This is a genomic window from Pseudomonas sp. Irchel s3h9, assembly GCF_900187475.1.
In the GTDB taxonomy this organism is placed as follows: domain Bacteria; phylum Pseudomonadota; class Gammaproteobacteria; order Pseudomonadales; family Pseudomonadaceae; genus Aquipseudomonas; species Aquipseudomonas neuropathica.
Map to the genome: position 1 here is coordinate 7,348 of NZ_FYDH01000001.1, position 18,952 is coordinate 26,299.

Here is an 18,952-nt window from a genome sequence, read left to right on the forward strand (position 1 = left end):
GTCAGCCGTCAGCTTTACGGTCGACGTGTCGATGGTATCAGTGACGTCGGTCACGGCTGGCGTGGTGCTCGGGACCAGGTTCTCGAAATTACCGCCAGACACATCCTTGATGGTGACTTCGACTTTGCCGGCGTCTTTGTAAACGTCATCAGATGGCGCTGGAACGGTCACGGTGCCAGTGGTTTTACCCGCTTCGATGGTGATCACCGAGCCATTCGACAGGGTCACGGTGACTGGCGTGCCGGCCGGATTGGTCAGCGTCGCGGTGTAAACGATCGAACCACCCTCGGCCACGGAACCGGTGGCGCTCAGCGACAGGTCGGTGGTGTCGGCGACATCGGTAACAGTGGTCGATACCGGGGTCTTGTCGGCAACCAGATCTTCGTAATTACCACCGGAAACACCGGTGATCGAGTTGGTCAGCGGCGCATTGCCGGTCAACGCATCGTTAGGGGCGGTGGTGGTCACGGTGCCGCTGGTTTTGCCGACTTCGATGGTGATGTTCTGACCGTTGGCCAGGGTCACGATCACTGGCGAGCCAGTCACCGGCGCACCGACGGTGGCGGTGTAAGTGACGGTGCCACCTTCAGCCACCGAGGTGTCAGCCGTCAGTTTCACGGTCGACGTGTCGATGGTGTCGGTCACTTCGGTCACGGCTGGAACGGTGCTAGGCACCAGATTCTCGAAGTTGCCGCCAGTTGCATCCTTGATGGTGACTTCGACTTTGCCTGAGTCTTTATAGACATCATCGGCCGGCGCCGGAACGGTCACGGTGCCAGTGGTTTTGCCAGCCTCGATGGTGATCACCGAGCCATTGCTCAGGGTCACGGTTACCGGTGTGCCGGCAGGGTTGGTCAGGGTCGCGGTGTAAACAATCGAACCACCTTCGGCCACGGTCCCGGTTGCCGTCAGCGACAGGTTGGTGTCGTCGATCGAGTCGGTAATGGTGGTGGTCGCTGGCGTCGTGTTCGGCACCAGATTTTCGAAATTGCCACCGGTAGCACCGGTGATGGTGGTGCTGACGGTGCTGCCATTGTTGTAAACGTCGTTGGCCGCAGTCGGCACGTTGACGGTGCCAGTGGTCTGGCCGGCGTCAATGGTGATGGTCGAGCCGTTCGACAGGGTGATCGTCACCGGAGTCTGCGCAGCATTGGTCAGCGTCGCGGTGTAAGTAATCTGGCCGCCTTCGACGACCGTACCGGTGGCGGTAAGGCTCACGCTGGTGGTGTCGATCGAGTCGGTAACGGTGGTGGTCGCAGGCGTGGTGTTCGGCACCAGGCTTTCGAAGTTGCCGCCGGTAGCGCCAGTAATGGTGGTGCTGACGGTGCCGCCATTGTTGTAGACGTCATTGGCCGCAGTCGGCACGTTGACGGTGCCGGTGGTCTGCCCAGCCTCAATGGTGATGGTCGAACCGTTCGACAGGGTGACAGTCACCGGGGTTTGCGCCGGGTTGGTCAGGGTCGCGGTGTAAGTGATCTGGCCACCCTCGACCACAGTGCCGGTGGCGGTCAGGGTCAGGTTGGTGGTGTCGATCGAATCGGTGATGGTGGTCACCGCTGGCGTCGGGTTCGGCACCAGGTTTTCGAAGTTACCGCCGCTGGCACCGGTAATCGTCGTGGTGACGGTGCTGCCATTGTTATAGACGTCGTTGGCCGGGGTCGGCACGTTGACCGTGCCGGTGGTCTGGCCGGCGCCGATGGTGATGGTCGAGCCGTTCGACAGGGTGACGGTCACCGGGGTTTGCGCCGGGTTGGTCAGGGTCGCGGTGTAAGTGATCTGCCCGCCTTCGGTGACACTCGGCCCGGCCGTCAGGGTGACGGTGGTGGTGTCGATGGTGTCAGTGACCTGGGTTGTGGCCGGAGTGGTCGGCGGGGTCACGGTGATGCCATTGCCGCCGGTGGTGCCGGTGACGGTCACGTCGATCTGGGTCGGGTCGTTGTAAACGGTGTCGTTCGGCGCCAGCGGCACATTGACGGTGCCAGTGGTTGCGCCTGCCGGAATCACAATCACCGCGCCGTTGGACAGGGTGATGGTCAGGTCGGTCAGCGGCGCCTGGGTCAGGGTCGCGGTGTACACCAGCACGCCGCCGGCTTCGGTGATGGACGGCGTGGCGCTGAGGCTCAGGGTCGAATCACGCAAGGCGTTGGTGGTGGTGTCGGTGGTCTGGCCGCCGGTGATGTTTTGCGCGGCTTGTCCGCCAGCGTTGATGCCTGCAGTCGGGAAACCAATGGTCGGGTCAACGCGGCCAGCGGTGGCGTCGAGCATGACGAAGCTGTGACCACCACCGGCGGCACCGCCCGTGCCTGCGGCACTCGGGCCGGCAGCAGTGGCGTCCAGCGCGGTGGTCGGGTCGACACCGGCGGCGATGGCTTGCTGCAGTTCGGCTACCGACGGCGCTGCCTGCGCAGTGGCCTCGGCCAGGTCAGTGCTGGAGTCAGGCGCGTTGGCGCTCCACTGGGTTTCTCGGCCCAGATCGAGGGTGCGGCCATCAGCCAACTCAAGCGACACGGCGCCGGAGAGGCCGGTGTCGATCTGGTCACCCACGAACAGGCGATCGCCTTCAACGAGTACGCGACGTACACCCTCAGGGGAGACTACAAATACCTGACCGACAATGCTTTTGACGATGGCAACAACACTGCTCATTGAAGACTCTCCGGGGGTGTCACGTTCAGTTGACTTCCATAGACCTGATGGCTTTTGGCGCCGACTCAGTCTGGACGTACTTTTAAAATTTGCGAATCAAGTTTGACGCATCTAATCGTCAATAATTTGGCTATATTCTTTCGCTATTAACTTTATGCCAAACTATTGACCTTCTGGGTGCCATCCTAAACAATCGCCCCACTAATGTCACATTGATATTTCCGCGGCGACCTGTCCTTTAGCGTGTGATCCAGTTCCTGTTTTGAACTTTCCGACATACGGTCAATCTGGTTGCCATCATCCGACGCAGCGCCACGTTTTGCTGTGATTCAAGACAAGAAGTTCTGGGAAATTCCTATCATGCGTTCGCCCCTGCTTTTCGCCGTACCCTTCGCTCTCGCCGCCTCTTTTGTACAAGCACAATCCTTACCAGAAGCCATGCAGCAGGCACTGGATGTCCATCCGGAAATCCAGGCAGGGGTCAACAGTCGTTTGGCGGCGGATTATCAATTAAGAGCGGCGAAAGGGGGATACCTGCCGAAGGTCGATCTGCTCGGCGGTTATGGCCGTGAAGGCACCGACAGCGTCACCACCCGCGCCAATGGCGGCGGCAACCACTGGGAAACCCTGAACCGCAGCGAGTCAAGTTTACGTCTCTCGCAAATGGTCTTCGACGGTTTTGCGACGTCCAGCGAAGTCGGGCGTCAACAAGCCACCGTTAACTCCCGTGCGTACTCGTTGCTTGGTACTTCCGAGCGCACCGCGCTGACCGTCGCCCAGGTTTATCTGGACGTGCTGACCCGTCGTGAGTTCGTGCGTCTGGCCGAAGAAAACCTCAAGAGCCACCAGCGCATCTACGATCAGATCCAGTTGCGCACCCAGCGCGGCGTCGGCAGCGGTGCCGACCTCGATCAGGCCGAAGCGCGGATGGCCCAGGCCCGCAACAACCTGATCACCGAGCAGACCAATCTGGCCGACTCGGAAACCAATTTCCTCAGCGCCGTCGGCCAGATGCCCGATCAACTCGAGCGGCCGGCGCCGTTCATGGCAATGATGCCGGCCAACCTCAACGAAGCGCGGCAGCAGATGCTGGAAAACAGCCCGATCCTGCGTTCGGCCGAATCCGACATCGCCGCCGCCGAGAAACAATACGAAACAGCCAAGTCGACCTTCTACCCACGTTTCGACGCCGAACTGGGGCGCACCGCCGACAACGACCTCGACGGCCAGAACGGTCACAACAACGAATGGCAAGCCATGCTGCGCATGCGTTTCAACCTCTATTCGGGCGGCAGCAACAAGGCCGATCTGGAATCCAAGTCGTACCTGTCGAACCAGGCGCTGGACATCCGCAACAACGCTTTGCGTCAGTTGAACGAAGAGCTGGGTCTGGCCTGGAACGCCTTGAACAACGCCAACGCGCAGGTGCCGATCGCTCAGCAATACGTCGACCACAGCACCTCGGTGCGCACCGCTTACCAGCGTCAGTTCAGCCTCGGCGAACGGACCCTGCTCGATTTGCTCGACAGCGAAAACGAGTTGTTCACCGCTTCGCGGCGTCTGGCTGAAATCAAAAACATTCAGTTATTTACTCAGTACCGAATCAAGGCGACCATGGGCGAGTTGCTCAGAAGCCAGGGAGTGGTCGCACCGTTGGCATCCGTTGTGCAAAACGACGTGAAGCCCAAGGTCCAGCTGCCTGGGATGAATTGAGTTATCCCTTTTCAACTGTCAAAGAGTGTCGAGCGTGGAATCAGAAGTCAGTCGAGTTCAACTCAGTCATGATCCACGCGCGTTGCACGACGATCCTTTACTGGACGGCCTGCTCGCCCTTTGCATGCTCCACCAGAAACCCGCCAGCGCGGCGATGCTGACCACCGGCCTGCCGCTGCCCAAACAACGCCTCAGTGTCGAGTTGCTGCCCCGCGCGGCGGCTCGCGCCGGCCTGCAAGGTCGAGTGCTGCAGCGCAAACTGGAAGAAATTCCGGCGATCGCCATGCCGGCACTGTTGCTGCTCAAGGATGGCCGCAGCGCCGTCCTGCTCGGCTGGCAGGGTGACAACGAAGCGCGGGTGCTGCTCAGCGAAACCGACGGCGGCGAGTCCATCGTCAGTCGCGAACTGCTCGCTGACGATTACACCGGCAAAGTCTTCTTCGCCCAGCCGCAACACAAATTCGACGTCAACCACGGCACGCTGATTCCGCGCGCACGCTCGTGGTTCCGCGACACCCTCAAGCGTTCGCGCTGGCTGTATGCCGATGCGATCGCCGCGAGTTTCCTGATCAACATCATCGCCATGGCCGCGCCGCTGTTCGTGATGAACGTCTACGACCGCGTGGTGCCGAACCAGGCCGAAGCGACCCTGTGGGTGCTGGCCCTCGGGATTACCGGCGCCTACCTCTTTGACCTGATCCTCAAGAGCCTGCGCAGTTTGTGCCTGGATCTGGCCGGGAAGAAAACCGACCTGATCATCTCCGCGACGCTGTTCGAACGCATCGTCGGCATGTCGATGAAATACCGCCCGGCGCGGGTCGGCAGCTTTGCGCAGAACATCCACGAGTTTCAGAGCCTGCGCGACTTCCTTGCCTCGCTGACCCTGACCAGCCTGATCGACCTGCCGTTCACCATCCTCATCTTTATCGTTATCGCCATTCTCGGCGGGCACTTGGTGTGGATTCCGGTGTTGGCTTTCCCGATTGCCTTGCTGATCGGCTACGCGTTGCAGAAACCGCTGGTGGCGACCATGGAGCGCACCATGGCCCTCGGTGCCGAGCGCCAGTCGAGCCTGATCGAAACACTCGCCGGCCTCGACGCGGTCAAGGTCAACAACGCCGAGAGCGAACGCCAGTACCAGTGGGAACAGACCATCGGCACCCTCAGCCGTCTCGAGCTGCGGGTGAAAATGCTTTCCGGCCTGGCAATGAACATCACCCTGCTGATCCAGCAACTGGCCGGGGTGATCATGATTGTCTTCGGCGTGTACCAGATCATCGCCGGCAACCTGAGCATGGGCGGTCTGATTGCCTGCTACATGCTTAGCGGTCGCGCACTGAGTCCGCTGGCGTCGCTGTCGGGTCTGCTGACCCGTTATCAGCAGGCGCGGGTAACCATGACCTCGGTCGACCAGATGATGGAGCTGCCGCAAGAGCGCAATTTCGAAGAGCGCCCGCTGAGCCGCAAGGTGCTGCAAGGCGCGATCGAGTGCCGCCAGCTCAGCTTTACCTACCCGGAACAACAGAACCCGGCGCTGAAGAACATCAACCTAGTGATCCGTCCGGGCGAGAAAATCGGCATCATCGGACGCAGCGGCTCGGGCAAAAGCTCCCTCGCCAAACTGTTGGTCGGCCTGTATCAGCCGGACGATGGCGCGTTGCTGGTCGACGGTGTGGATATCCGCCAGATCGACGTCAGCGAACTGCGCTACAACATTGGCTACGTGCCGCAAGACATCCAACTGCTGGCCGGCACCCTGCGTGACAACCTCGTCTCCGGCGCGCGTTATGTCGAAGACGAGCTGGTCCTGCAGGCGGCCGAACTGGCCGGCGTCCACGAATTCGCCCGCCTGCACCCGCAAGGCTATGAGCTGCAAGTTGGCGAGCGCGGGCAGAACCTCTCCGGCGGTCAACGGCAGAACGTTGCGCTGGCCCGGGCCTTGTTGCTCAATCCGCCGATCCTGCTGATGGATGAGCCGACCAGCGCCATGGACAACACCGGTGAAGAACGACTCAAGCAACGCCTCGCCGCCGTGATTGAAAACAAGACTGTGGTGCTGGTGACGCACCGGGCGTCGCTGCTGTCGCTGGTCGATCGCCTGCTGGTGGTTGACCGTGGACAGATTCTCGCCGATGGCCCGAAAGCCGCCGTGATGGAAGCGTTGAAGAAGGGGCAGATCAGTGTTGCTTAAGTCGGGTTTCAAGGATTCGATCCGTCGCTACTTCAAAGGCTCGGCATCACTGCAGGGCCAGCCCCTCCCAGAGGTCAACAAAGCGCTGATCGAAGACGCCCCGCGCGTCGTGCGCCTGACCATCTGGGCGATCATCGGCTTCTTTATATTCCTGCTGCTGTGGGCCAACTTCGCCGTGATCGACGAAGTGACCAAGGGCGACGGCAAAGCGATTCCGTCGTCGAAGATCCAGAAAATCCAGAACCTTGAGGGCGGGATCATCTCCGAACTTTTCGTCAAGGAAGGCCAGATCGTCGAGGCGGGTGCGCCGCTGATTCGTCTCGATGACACGCGATTTGCCTCCAACGTCGGCGAAACCGAAGCCGATCGCCTGTCGATGTTGCTGCGGGTCGAGCGCCTGAGCGCCGAAGTGGATGACCGTCCGCTGAATTTCCCCGAGGACGTGCTCAAGGCCGTGCCGGGCCAGGCGAAAAGTGAGGAATCGCTGTACATCAGCCGCCGTCAGCAATTGCATGACGAAATTGGTGGTTTGCAGGAGCAGTTGATTCAGCGTCAGCAAGAGCTGCGCGAATTCGCCTCCAAGCAAGCGCAGTATCGGCAGCAGCTCGGCTTGCAGCGGCAGGAAATCAATATGTCCGAGCCGCTGGTGGCGCAGGGCGCGGTGTCCCCGGTAGAGGTCTTGCGTCTGAAGCGTGCCGAGGTGGAAACCCGTGGTCAGCTGGATGCAACGACGCTGGCGATTCCGCGCGCTGAATCGGCGATCAAGGAAGTGCAGCGCAAGATCGACGAGACGCGCGGTAAATTCCGCAGCGAAGCGCTGACCCAACTCAACGAGGCGCGCACCGACCTGAACAAGGCCAGCGCTACCGGCAAGGCGCTGGAAGACCGCGTCAGCCGCACGCTGGTGACATCGCCGGTGCGCGGCATCGTCAACAAGTTGCTGGTCAACACCATCGGCGGCGTTATTCAGCCGGGCAGCGACATGGTCGAAATCGTACCGCTGGACGACACCTTGCTCGTCGAAGCGAAGATCCGTCCACAGGACATTGCCTTCCTGCACCCGGGGCAGGAAGCGATCGTCAAATTCACCGCGTACGACTACACCATTTACGGCGGGCTCAAAGCCAAGCTTGAGCAGATCGGTGCCGACACCATCACCGACGAAGACAAGAAAACCACCTACTACATCATCAAGGTGCGCACTGAGCGCAGCCACTTGGGTACGGATGAAAAACCGTTGCTGATCATCCCGGGGATGGTGGCGTCGGTGGATATCATTACCGGCAAGAAGTCGGTGTTGAGTTATCTGCTCAAGCCGATCATTCGCGCGCGGGCTGAGGCGTTGCACGAGCGTTGATTCTCTAGTGGCCTTGCCGGCCTCATCGCTGGCAAGCCAGCTCCCACAGGTTTCTGTGTCGGACACATATTGATGTTCCAGCCGAGAACCCTGTGGGAGCTGGCTTGCCAGCGATGGCGGCAGCCAAAACACCACATGCCTGTCAGTAAGTGACAAAAACCGTCACTCACCATCCAGTCCATTCCTCACCAATCGCCATATCGTTATTCATTAACGGTATTTAATCTCCACTTCTTATAGCTATAAAGTCTCCCCCTGCGTACCTGCCGACCAATCGGCGCGCCGCACGACCTGAACCAACACGCAATCCAGCGTGAGTGTCTGATCGACGAGCGCGCCCGTGAGCGCGCCGTGCGTGGGAGATGGAAAGATGTCCGCAGCTACTGCTTCCCCAAGCGCCGCGACCGCCGCGCCGCAATCCTTTGAAATCCGCCCGTTCAGTGGTGCCGTCGGCGCCGAAATCATCGGCCTTGACCTCACCCGGCCGATCAATGATCAGGACTTCGCGCGCATTCACCGCGCGCACCTGGATCACCACGTCGTGGTGTTCCGCGACCAGCAAATCACCCCGCAGCAACAGATCGACTTCAGCCGCCGCTTCGGCGTGTTGCAGATCCACGTGCTCAAGCAGTTCCTGCTGGCCAATCACCCGGAAATCCTCATTGTTTCCAACATCATCGAAAACGGCCAGAACATCGGCCTCGGCGATGCTGGCAAGTTCTGGCACTCCGATCTCTCCTATAAAGAGTTGCCAAGTCTCGGCTCGATGCTCCATGCACAGGAGTTGCCAGAGGAGGGCGGCGACACGCTGTTCGCCGACATGCACAAAGCCTGGGACAGCTTGCCCGAAGCGTTGCGCAAAGCGGTCGAAGGCCGCAGTGCCGCGCATTCCTACACCGCCCGCTATAGCGAAACCAAATTCGAAGGCAACTGGCGCCCGACCCTGACCCCGGAGCAACTGGCTCAAGTCGCGGAAGTGGTGCACCCGGTGGTGCGCACGCACCCGGAAAACGGCCGCAAGGCGTTGTTCGTCAGCGAAGGTTTCACCACGCGCATCGTCGGCCTGCCGGATGACGAGAGCCAGCAGTTGCTGACCGAGCTTTACGCCCACAGCGTGCTGCCGCAAAACATCTACCGCCATCAGTGGCAGCCACACGACTTGGTGTTCTGGGACAACCGTTCGCTGATCCATCTCGCCGCCGGCTGCCCGGCGCACCTGCGCCGCAAGCTGTATCGCACGACCATTCAGGGCGATGCGCCTTTCTGATTCGCCGGAGATTGATCAAATCATGAACGCTCTCTTGCCAGGCCACGCGGCCAGCAACCCGATCGCCCGCAGCGAAGCACTGCTGGCGGTCGATCACGTCAGCCTCGAATACCGCACGCCGCAACGTGTGGTGCGCGCCACTCACCAGGTCAGTTTCGAAATCGATCCGGCCGATCGCTACGTGTTGCTCGGGCCGTCCGGTTGCGGCAAATCCACCTTGCTCAAAGCGGTCGCCGGGTTCATTCAACCGTGCGAAGGCGAGATCCGTCTGCAAGGTCAGCGCGTCGATGCGCCGGGTCCGGACCGGATTGTGGTGTTTCAGGAATTCGATCAGCTGCCGCCGTGGAAAACCGTCAAACAGAACGTGATGTTTCCGCTGCTCGCCTCACGCACGCTGAAGAAAAAAGAAGCTGAAGAACGCGCGCTGCACTATCTGGAAAAGGTCGGCTTGGCGGCGTTTGCCGATGCCTATCCGCACACTTTGTCTGGTGGCATGAAAGCGCGCGTAGCGATTGCCCGGGCGTTGGCGATGCAGCCGAAAATCCTGCTGATGGACGAGCCATTCGCCGCACTCGATGCGCTGACCCGGCGCAAGATGCAGGAAGAACTGCTGCTGCTCTGGGAAGAGGTGCGCTTCACTCTGCTGTTCGTCACCCACTCGATTGAAGAGGCGTTGGTGGTCGGCAATCGTATCCTGCTGCTGTCGCCGCATCCCGGCCGAGTGCGCGCCGAAGTGCACAGCCATCAATACGACTTGCACAGCTTGGGTGGCGTGGCGTTTCAGGAGTCGGCGCGGCGCATTCATCGACTGCTGTTCGACGAAGGCCAGTCGCCGGAAACCGAGCGTGACCACGACTTCAACGACATTCGCATCGCCTATTGAGCGGCCAGGAGGATTACCCGATGAGCCATTCATCATCTGTGCGTGAAGAGTTTGAAGTTGTTCTGGAGCCGCTGACTGAAGTGCCGGTCGAGCGGGAGTTGTCGCTCGGCACGCGGCTGTGGCAACAGGGCTGGTTGCGTAAAGGCCTGATCCTGATTGTGCTGGCGGTGCTTTGGGAAGTGGTCGCACGGATCCAGAACAATGACCTGATGCTGCCGAGTTTCTTGCAGACCAGCCACGCGCTGTTCGAGGGGCTGCTCAGTGGTGAGCTGCTGGCCAAGGTGTGGATATCGCTGGTGGTCCTGATCAAGGGCTACCTGATCGGCATCGTTCTGGCGTTTGCCCTGACCACGCTGGCGGTGTCGACGCAGTTGGGGCGCGATCTGCTGAGCACGATGACCTCGATGTTCAACCCGTTGCCGGCGATTGCCCTGTTGCCGCTGGCGCTGCTGTGGTTTGGCCTAGGGCAGAACAGCCTGATTTTTGTGCTGGTGCATTCGGTGTTGTGGGCTTTGGCACTAAACACTTACGCGGGGTTTCTCGGAGTTTCTGAAACGCTGCGCATGGCCGGGCGCAATTACGGTTTGAAGGGCTTGCGGCTGGTGCTGTTCATCCTGATCCCGGCGGCGCTGCCGTCGATTCTGGCCGGGCTGAAGATCGGCTGGGCGTTTGCCTGGCGCACGTTGATCGCGGCGGAACTAGTGTTTGGCGCGACCAGCGGCAAGGGTGGGCTGGGTTGGTACATCTTTCAGAATCGCAATGAGCTGTATACCGACAAGGTGTTTGCCGGGTTGGCGGTGGTGATTCTGATCGGGTTGCTGGTGGAGAATCTGGTGTTCGATACGCTGGAGCGGGTGACCGTTAAGCGGTGGGGGATGCAGCGGTAATTTCTGGCGTGACGGCTGGCCCCATCGCTGGCAAGCCAGCTCCCACAGGTTTTTTGGTGTTTTCAGATGTTGTGAACGCCTCAACCACTGTGGGAGCTGGCTTGCCAGCGATGGCGTCCTGTCCGGCGCCTCCATACCTAAAGGATGTTTGCTAGCATTGCGCGCAGATCAATCCTGATCAGCCATGAGTGCTCAGTATGCAGCTCCCGGACATGAACCTTCTGGTCGCCCTCGACGCCTTGCTCGATGAGGGCAGTGTGGTCGGCGCCGCTCGGCGGATGAACCTCAGTCCGGCGGCCATGAGCCGCACCCTGACGCGGATCCGTGAGGCCATCGGCGACCCGATCCTTGTGCGCGCCGGTCGTGGTCTGGTGCCAACCCCCAAGGCGCTAGAGTTGCGCGAACAGGTGCGCGATGTGGTCGAGCAGGCCGCGCTGCTGTTCCGCTCGGCCGACTCGGTGGAACTGGGCACGCTGCGCCGGCGCTTCAGCATCCGTGCCAATGACTTCTTCATCGGTGTTTACGGCGGCAAGCTATTCGACACCCTCGATCAACTGGCGCCGCACTGCGAATTGCGTTTCGTCCCGGAAGGCGATGGCGACGATGAGGCACTGCGCGAGGGCCGCATCGATCTGAGCGTCAGCAACACCCGGCCCGTCACCCCGGAAGTCAAAGTGCAGAACCTGTTCTCGACGCACTTCGTGGGACTGGTGCGCGAAGATCATCCATTGCTCGACGGTGAAATCACCGCCGAGCGCTACGCCGGGTTTTCCCATATCAGCATGTCGCGACGCGGCATCGCGCGCGGCCCGATCGATACGGCGCTGAATGCCTTGGGGCTGGAGCGCCGTGTGGCAGTGATTGCGCCGAGTTTTCATGCGGCGATGTTTGCCTTGCCGGATTCCGACCTGATCCTGCCGGTGCCCAAAGAAGCGTTGCTCAGCGTGCGCCGGCTCGGTTTGAAACTGCGCTCGTTCGACCTGCCGATCCCATTGCCGACCTTGATGCTGACCCAAGCCTGGCACCCGCGTTTCGACAAAGATCCGGCGCACCGCTGGCTGCGCGAAACCCTCAAGGCTTGTTGTGATGAAACGTGGCTGGCTGCCCAGCCTTAATCTGCGAACCCACACAAAACCCTTGTAGGAGTGAGCCTGCTCGCGATAGCGGTGTGTCAGTCAACACATACATTGGCTGACCCAACGCTATCGCGAGCAGGCTCACTCCTACAGAGGTTAATGATTGCGTCCGGCGCACTTATAAGCTGCCAATAAGTCAATTTTCGTCATTGCTAAGCCCGACTAAGATGCTCCGGTATTTTTCCCTCCGGAGTGTGTATTCATGACATCCCTGTCGGCTGCGGTGCCCATCGCTGCGGCCAGCCCGGCGACGGCGGCCGCGCCACCGGTGTTCGGGGCGCGGATCATCATTGGCCTGGTCGGCGTGCTGCTGGCGGTGCTGGTGTCGGGCCTCAACGAGATGGTCACCAAGGTGGCCCTGGCCGACATCCGTGGCGGGTTGCACATCGGTTACGACGAAGGCACCTGGCTGGTCGCCAGCTACACCGCCACCTCGGTTGCAGCCATGGCCTTCGCGCCGTGGTGTTCGGTGACCTTCTCGTTGCGCCGCTTCACCCTCTGCGCGATCAGCCTGTTCACCTTGCTTGGCGTGCTGTGCCCGTTTGCACCGAACTACGAAAGTCTGCTGCTGATGCGCACTTTGCAGGGGCTCGCCGGCGGTGCGTTACCGCCGATGCTGATGACCGTCGCCCTGCGCTTTTTGCCGGCGAACATCAAGCTTTACGGTCTGGCCGGCTACGCACTGACGGCGACATTCGGCCCGGGTCTCGGCACGCCGCTGGCCGGTTTGTGGACCGAATACGTCGGTTGGCAATGGACGTTCTGGCAGATCATCGTGCCGTGCCTGATCGCCATGGCGATGGTCGCGTGGGGTATTCCGCAGGACTCGCTGCGTTTGGAACGCCTCAAATCGTTCAACTGGAAGGGCCTGCTGCTGGGCTTTCCGGCGATCTGCATGTTGGTGATCGGTTTGTTGCAGGGCAATCGGCTGGACTGGTTCGAGTCGAGCCTGATCTGTGGATTGCTCGGCGCCGGCTCGCTGCTGCTGGTGGCGTTCCTGATCAACGAGTGGTCGCAGCCGATCCCGTTTTTCAAATTGCAGATGCTCGGTATTCGTAACCTGTCGTTCGCCTTGATGACGTTGGCCGGTGTGCTGGTCGTTCTGCAGGCGGTGGTGTTGATTCCGTCGAGTTATCTGGCACAGGTGCAGGGTTATCGCCCGGCGCAGACCGCACCGATCATGCTGATCGCCGCGTTGCCGCAACTGATTGCGCTGCCGTTGGTGGCAGCGTTGTGCAACCTGCGCTGGGTCGATTGCCGCTGGGTGCTCGGGATCGGTTTGAGCATGCTGGTGCTGTCCTGCCTCGGTGGCTCGCTGCTGACCGCGGAATGGATTCGCGACAATTTCTACGTCCTGCAATGGCTGCAGATCTTTGGTCAACCGATGTCAGTGTTGCCGCTGTTGATGCTCTCGACCGGCAGCATCCAGCCAACGGACGGTCCGTTTGCCTCGGCGTGGTTCAACACCGTGAAAGGTCTGGCAGCGGTGGTCGCCACCGGGGCGCTTGAGGCGCTGACCACGGCGCGCCTGCATTTTCACTCGACCATGTTGGTCGACAGCCTCGGCAATTCGCCGCTGGCCGACCGCAGCGATCCGGGCCTCGCCCATCGCCTGCACGAGCAGGCCGTGGTGCTGACCTCTTCCGATCTCTACGTGTGCATGGCCGGCGTCGCGGTGGCGTTGATCCTGCTGATTTTCTGGCTGCCGACGCGGATCTTTCCGCCCCGCGCACCGACCTGATTGCTGCACTGAACAATGAAGGTTTTTATGACGACTCAAGCAAAGCAAAAACTCGCAGTGGCTGTAGCGGCCGCGCTGGCTGTCGGCGTGCTGGTATACCTGGCATTCCCCGGTGTGTTTGGTAAACGCACCCAGCAAAACACCAACGACGCCTTTGTCTCTGCCGACTACACGCTCGTCGTGCCGCGCGTGGCCGGGTTTATCAAGGAAGTCTTGGTGGAGGACAACCAGCAAGTGAAGGCGGGCCAGTTGCTGGCGCTGATCGATGATCGCGACTTGCGCGCTTCAGCTGAGGCAGCGGACGCGCAAACCCTGGTCGCGCGGGCGCAGTTGCAGAATGCCAAAGCGACGCTGGAGCGCCAGACTTCGGTGATCGCCCAGGCGCAAGCCTCGGTGGTGTCTGCCAAGGCTGAAATGGCCTTTGCCCAGCAGGAATTGAACCGCTACAACCACTTGGCGGGCGTCGGCGCCGGCACCGTGCAAAACGCGCAACAGGCGCGCACGCGCATCGATCAGGCCACTGCTCATCTGGACACCGCCACCGCGAAGCTGGCGGCGGAACGCAAGCAGGTCGACATCCTCACCGCTCAGCGTGACGCCGCCGAAGGCAGTCTGAAACACGCGCAAGCGGCACTGGAAATCGCCAGTTTCGAACTCTCCTACACGCGTATCACGGCGCCGCAGGACGGCATGATCGGCGAGCGTGCGGTGCGCGTAGGTGCGTATGTGACGCCGGGCAGCAAACTGCTGGCGGTGGTGCCGTTGCAGCAGGCGTATGTAGTGGCGAATTTTCAGGAGACGCAACTGACGGACGTGCAGCCTGGGCAGGAAGTGCAAGTGCGTGTCGACAGCCTCGGCGGTGAGACATTGAGCGGTCGCGTCGAAAGTATTGCTCCAGCAACTGGCGTGACCTTTGCGGCGGTCAAACCGGATAACGCCACGGGCAACTTCACCAAGGTGGTGCAGCGGATTCCGGTGAAGATCATGCTGGAACCGGGTCAGCCATTGGCCGAGCGCTTGCGCGTGGGGATGTCGGTGGAGGCGAGTATTGATACGGGCAGTTCAGAGAAATCCGTGCGTGAGGTGACCCAGCGATGATGGGTGGTAATTCGACTGGCCTCATCGCTGGCAAGCCAGCTCCCACAGGTTCCGTCGGTAGGGCTCAACAATTTGGACAACCTGCACAATCCCTGTGGGAGCTGGCTTGCCAGCGATGGGGTCTGTGGCAGCCACTCACCTTCAGTGCCTTGCTCGCAGTAAGCCTCACTGCCTGCACCGTAGGCCCGGACTTCCACAAGCCCGAAACCACGCAAATCGCTGACTGGAGCAAACCCGCCAAGTCCGCCCCCAGCCAAGCCGTCAGCGAACCTCTCAACGAACGCTGGTGGGAAGTCTTCAATGACCCGCAACTCTCCGCGCTCACTCAACGTGCGGTGAAGAGCAACCTCGACCTGCAACTGGCCAGCAGCCGCCTGCAACAAAGCCGCGCCGCTCGCCAGGTGATCACCGCCGACCGTTATCCGAACACCGCCGCCACTGGCAGCTACGCGCGCAAACGCAACAGCGGCGAAGGCCTGAACGACCCGTCCGGACGCAACGGCGATTCCGCGTTCAACCTGTGGGACGCCGGTTTCTCCGCCTCATGGGAACTGGATTTCTGGGGCCGCGTGCGCCGCGAAACCGAAGCTGCCGATGCTAACCTCGAAGTCGCCGAAAACGACCGTCGCGGCGTGTTGCTGGCCGTGCTCGCCGATACCGCACAAAACTACATTCAGCTGCGCGGCGTGCAGAACACTCGCGCGGTCACCGAGCAAAACCTCGATGTTGCCCGGCACAGCCTCAAGCTCTCGCAACTGCGCCTGGCCGACGGCGTGGCGACTGACCTCGACGTTGCCGAAGCCGCCGCGCAAGTCGCCGCGATCGAGTCGCGCCTGCCCGCGCTGGAACAGCGCCAATCGCAACTGATCAACGCGATCAGCCTGTTGATGGGCGAACCGCCACAGGCATTGGCCAAGGAGTTATCCACAGACGCCGCCGTGCCGCAGTCGCCGCTGCAAGTCGGCATCGGCCTGCCGTCGCAACTGGCCGAACGCCGCCCTGACATCCGCCAGGCCGAAGCGCGCCTGCACGCTGCCACTGCCAATATCGGCGTGGCCAAGGGCGATTTCTATCCGCGCATCACCCTGTCCGGCAACCTCGGCTCGCAAGCCATGCAGCTCAGCGACTTTGGCTCGTGGGGTTCGCGGGCCTTCGGCATCGGCCCGCAATTCAGTTTGCCGTTATTCGACGGCGGACGCCTGCGCGGCGTGCTGCAACTGCGCGAAGCGCAACAGCAGGAAGCGGCCGTTGCCTACCAGCAAACCGTACTGCGTGCCTGGCACGAAATCGACGATCAACTGAGCGCCTACAACGCCAGTCAACGCCGCCGCGACAGCCTCGCCGAAGCCGTACGCCAGAACCAGATCGCCCTGCGCACTGCGCAACAGCAATACGTCGAAGGCGTGGTCGATTTCGTCAACGTCCTCACCGTGCAAAGCGCGCTGCTGGCGACGCAGGAGCAGTGGGTGGAGAGTTCGACCGGTGTTTCGCTGGCGATGGTCGGGTTGTACAAGGCGTTGGGCGGCGGTTGGGAGTCGGTGTATCCAGAGGCAAAAGTCGCCGTCGGGTTGCCGGGTGTCGTGAAAGCACCAACCGGCATCGACGGTTCTGCCGTGGCTGACCTAAAGTGATGGGCAGGTTGGCGCGTCATACTCTCGTGGCGCTGCGGCGCGGCAAGAGGCAGCAATGGCGGCGAACAGAGTCACGCCAATGGGCGACACGCAAGATCCGTTTGCCGCGCCCGGCTCCTGGTTCGGCAGCTTGCGCTGGGTGCGCTGGATAAAAAATCACTGGCTATGGCCGATCCTGGCGCTGGCCGCATTCGTGCGTTTTTATGATCTGACCGCGGCAGCGATATGGGGCGATGAAGGTTCCAGTCTGCTGCTGGCGCGCTATTCGCTGAGTGAAATCTGGCAGCACGCGGCATTCGATGTGCATCCGCCGCTGTACTTCATGCTGCTGCATGGCTGGGTCGAACTGTTCGGGGACGGCATTCTGGCGGTCCGCTCTCTCAGTGCGCTGGCCGGCATTGCGGCGGTCGGGCTGGGCGTGTGGCTGGTGGATCGCCTGGCCACTCGCCGCGCCGCATTCATCGCCGGTGTGTTGCTGGCGCTGCTGCCGACTGCGGTGCGTTACAGCCAGGAAGTGCGCATGTACGCGCTGCTCGGGGCGCTGCTGCTTGCCGCGAGCCTGGCGCTGGCCTACTGGATCCGGCGCCCGCAACGCCAGCGATATCTGGTGTATTACGTGCTGCTGATGAGCGCCGCGCTCTACACCCACTATTTCGCCGTGCTCGCGGCGCTGTGTCACTGGCTTTATCTGATCGCGATCCGCGTACAACGAGGTTATCGATTCCGGCATATCCAGCGCTGGAACTGGTGGCTGGCGAACCTGGCCATCGTTGCTTTGTATCTGCCTTGGCTGCCCAATCTGCTTGATTTGGTGCAACACATGCAGCAGCTCGAGGCCGGTGGCGATGTCGGTTGGGAGCCTGCCGTAACGTTGAGTTCGCTGCCGTCGATGATCTGGTCATGGCTGATTCAGGATGACGGTGAAAGTTTGCCGTGGCTGATTTTCGCGGCGTTGCCGCTGGCGATGCTGGGGCTGGCAGTCATTGCTGTGATGCGCGATCGCAGCGTGTCGCGCGGTAGCATCCTGCTGGCGCTGTACACCGGCCTGCCGCTGTTGCTGGTGTATCTGGTGTCGTTCATTACGCCAGTGTTCATCGAACGTTATCTGACGGCTTACGCCCTCGGCCTGCCGATGCTGACGGCGTTGGCCATCGACCGTTTGTACAGCCGCGTGCGGATGTTGGCATTGGCGGTGCTGGTGTCGCTGATCGCGGTGGAACTGGTCGGCGTAAACAACAACACCACGGTCGACACTCATGATCAACTCGACACGGTCGTGAAGTACGTCAACCAGCATTTCCTTGCCGGTGACCGCATCGTCACCAGCGACATGCTCTGGTATCTGAGCTACGTCTACTACGATCGCACCGGGGCGCAGGTGCGTCTCTTCACCCCACCGAAAGCCGATGGCCAATCGACGCGGCCAAATGAGTACGGGTTCGGCACGCTGGTGACGAGTGATGTCTATCTGAACAGCCTGACGGAGCTCTCAGCCGGAGGCCGGGTCTGGCTGGTCGGAACCGTCGACGAGCCACAAGAGTTCTCACCGCTACCCGCAACCTGGCAGGCCAGCGCTGAAGTCCACGCGGGCGGGATGCAAGCACGCTTGTTCGTGGCCAAACCTGCGGGTGGATAGGCGGGTCAGGATTTGCCGGACAAATCCGCCATGCCCTTGAGCAATTCAATCGGCAACGGAAAGACAATCGTCGAACTCTTGTCCCCGGCAATCGAACTCAAGGTCTGCATATAGCGCAACTGCATTGCGCCAGGCTGGCGACCGAGCATTTCCGCTGCCTGCATGAGTTTTTCCGAGGCTTGCAGTTCGCCTTCGGCGTGAATCACCTTGGCCCGCCGCTCGCGCTCGGCTTCTGCCTGTTTGGCGATGGCGCGCACCATCGACTCGTTGAGGTCGACGTGCTTGATCTCGACGTTGGCGACCTTGATGCCCCAGGCATCGGTTTGAGCATCGAGCACCTGCTGAATGTCGATGTTCAACTGCTCGCGCTCGGCCAGCAGCTCATCCAGTTCATGCTTGCCGAGCACCGCGCGCAGGGTGGTTTGCGCCAGTTGGCTGGTGGCAGAAAGATAATCCTCAACCTGAATAATCGCCTTCTGCGGATCGAGCACGCGGAAATACAGCACGGCGTTGACCTTGACCGAGACGTTGTCGCGGGTGATCACGTCCTGCGGCGGCACGTCGAGCACCACCGTGCGCAGGTCGACCCGGACCATTTGCTGCACCACCGGGATCAGCAGGATCAGGCCAGGGCCTTTGACCTGCCAAAAGCGGCCGAGCTGGAACACCACGCCGCGTTCGTACTCGCGCAGGATGCGAAACGTCGAGCCGGCCAAGGCAATGACCAGTAACAGCAGCGCAACAAAACCGATTTGCAGACCCATGA

Annotated in this window: 13 protein-coding genes; 11 read left to right on the plus strand and 2 right to left on the minus strand. The window is 61.2% G+C overall.

The window, feature by feature from the left end; translation table 11 throughout:
* Positions 1 to 2,646 (minus strand): retention module-containing protein (locus CKW26_RS29250; protein ID WP_141231844.1); only part of this gene is annotated, 2,646 nt, incomplete at its 3' end.
* A 360-nt stretch (positions 2,647 to 3,006) separates the two neighbouring features.
* Here CKW26_RS29250 and CKW26_RS00010 point away from each other — a divergent pair.
* From CKW26_RS00010 to CKW26_RS00060, 11 genes are all read left to right on the plus strand, one after another.
* Positions 3,007 to 4,359 (plus strand): TolC family outer membrane protein, encoded by a 1,353-nt coding sequence (locus tag CKW26_RS00010; RefSeq protein WP_095047026.1) that lies wholly within the window; start codon positions 3,007 to 3,009, stop codon positions 4,357 to 4,359.
* 34 nt (positions 4,360 to 4,393) lie between these two features.
* Complete coding sequence (locus tag CKW26_RS00015) at positions 4,394 to 6,550, plus strand: type I secretion system permease/ATPase (protein ID WP_095047027.1); 2,157 nt, start codon at positions 4,394 to 4,396, stop codon at positions 6,548 to 6,550.
* On the plus strand, positions 6,540 to 7,907 hold the full coding sequence (locus tag CKW26_RS00020) for an HlyD family type I secretion periplasmic adaptor subunit (protein ID WP_007918311.1): 1,368 nt from the start codon (positions 6,540 to 6,542) through the stop codon (positions 7,905 to 7,907). The genes CKW26_RS00015 and CKW26_RS00020 overlap by 11 nt, the downstream gene beginning before the upstream one ends.
* Before the next feature lie 370 nt (positions 7,908 to 8,277).
* Positions 8,278 to 9,174: a TauD/TfdA family dioxygenase gene (locus CKW26_RS00025; protein ID WP_095047028.1), complete on the plus strand. Its 897-nt coding sequence runs from the start codon at positions 8,278 to 8,280 to the stop codon at positions 9,172 to 9,174.
* Between the two features lie 22 nt (positions 9,175 to 9,196).
* Positions 9,197 to 10,057: an ABC transporter ATP-binding protein gene (locus tag CKW26_RS00030; protein ID WP_095047406.1), complete on the plus strand. Its 861-nt coding sequence runs from the start codon at positions 9,197 to 9,199 to the stop codon at positions 10,055 to 10,057.
* 20 nt (positions 10,058 to 10,077) lie between these two features.
* A complete protein-coding gene (locus CKW26_RS00035) occupies positions 10,078 to 10,944 on the plus strand; it encodes an ABC transporter permease (protein WP_016985558.1) in 867 nt (288 codons plus the stop codon).
* Between the two features lie 197 nt (positions 10,945 to 11,141).
* Positions 11,142 to 12,059, plus strand: a complete 918-nt coding sequence (locus CKW26_RS00040; RefSeq protein ID WP_016985559.1) for a LysR family transcriptional regulator — start codon at positions 11,142 to 11,144, stop codon at positions 12,057 to 12,059.
* 223 nt (positions 12,060 to 12,282) lie between these two features.
* Positions 12,283 to 13,821: an MFS transporter gene (locus CKW26_RS00045; protein ID WP_095047029.1), complete on the plus strand. Its 1,539-nt coding sequence runs from the start codon at positions 12,283 to 12,285 to the stop codon at positions 13,819 to 13,821.
* Positions 13,822 to 13,848: 27 nt separating this feature from the next.
* On the plus strand, positions 13,849 to 14,919 hold the full coding sequence (locus CKW26_RS00050) for an HlyD family secretion protein (protein WP_095047030.1): 1,071 nt from the start codon (positions 13,849 to 13,851) through the stop codon (positions 14,917 to 14,919).
* Positions 14,916 to 16,550, plus strand: coding sequence for an efflux transporter outer membrane subunit (locus CKW26_RS00055; RefSeq protein ID WP_256579856.1), 1,635 nt, complete (start codon positions 14,916 to 14,918; stop codon positions 16,548 to 16,550). Before CKW26_RS00050 ends, CKW26_RS00055 begins: the two co-directional genes overlap by 4 nt.
* A gap of 55 nt (positions 16,551 to 16,605) precedes the next feature.
* Positions 16,606 to 18,186, plus strand: coding sequence for a glycosyltransferase family 39 protein (locus CKW26_RS00060; RefSeq protein ID WP_095047031.1), 1,581 nt, complete (start codon positions 16,606 to 16,608; stop codon positions 18,184 to 18,186).
* A gap of 5 nt (positions 18,187 to 18,191) precedes the next feature.
* Here the strand turns inward: CKW26_RS00060 and CKW26_RS00065 are convergent, their stop codons facing one another.
* Positions 18,192 to 18,950 carry a slipin family protein gene (locus CKW26_RS00065; protein WP_007917711.1) on the minus strand — a complete coding sequence of 253 codons (759 nt, stop codon included), beginning with the start codon at positions 18,948 to 18,950 and terminating at the stop codon, positions 18,192 to 18,194.
* Positions 18,951 to 18,952: the final 2 nt, after the last annotated feature.

Excerpts from the sequence above, each read along its gene's own strand:
- CKW26_RS00010 (WP_095047026.1), top strand. The coding sequence starts at position 3,007 with ATGCGTTCGCCCCTGCTTTTCGCCGTACCCTTCGCTCTCGCCGCCTCT.
- CKW26_RS00025 (WP_095047028.1), top strand. The coding sequence starts at position 8,278 with ATGTCCGCAGCTACTGCTTCCCCAAGCGCCGCGACCGCCGCGCCGCAA.
- CKW26_RS00030 (WP_095047406.1), top strand. The coding sequence starts at position 9,197 with ATGAACGCTCTCTTGCCAGGCCACGCGGCCAGCAACCCGATCGCCCGC.
- CKW26_RS00035 (WP_016985558.1), top strand. The coding sequence starts at position 10,078 with ATGAGCCATTCATCATCTGTGCGTGAAGAGTTTGAAGTTGTTCTGGAG.
- CKW26_RS00040 (WP_016985559.1), top strand. The coding sequence starts at position 11,142 with ATGCAGCTCCCGGACATGAACCTTCTGGTCGCCCTCGACGCCTTGCTC.
- CKW26_RS00045 (WP_095047029.1), top strand. The coding sequence starts at position 12,283 with ATGACATCCCTGTCGGCTGCGGTGCCCATCGCTGCGGCCAGCCCGGCG.
- CKW26_RS00050 (WP_095047030.1), top strand. The coding sequence starts at position 13,849 with ATGACGACTCAAGCAAAGCAAAAACTCGCAGTGGCTGTAGCGGCCGCG.
- CKW26_RS00055 (WP_256579856.1), top strand. The coding sequence starts at position 14,916 with ATGATGGGTGGTAATTCGACTGGCCTCATCGCTGGCAAGCCAGCTCCC.
- CKW26_RS00060 (WP_095047031.1), top strand. The coding sequence starts at position 16,606 with ATGGCGGCGAACAGAGTCACGCCAATGGGCGACACGCAAGATCCGTTT.
- CKW26_RS00065 (WP_007917711.1), bottom strand. The coding sequence starts at position 18,950 with ATGGGTCTGCAAATCGGTTTTGTTGCGCTGCTGTTACTGGTCATTGCC.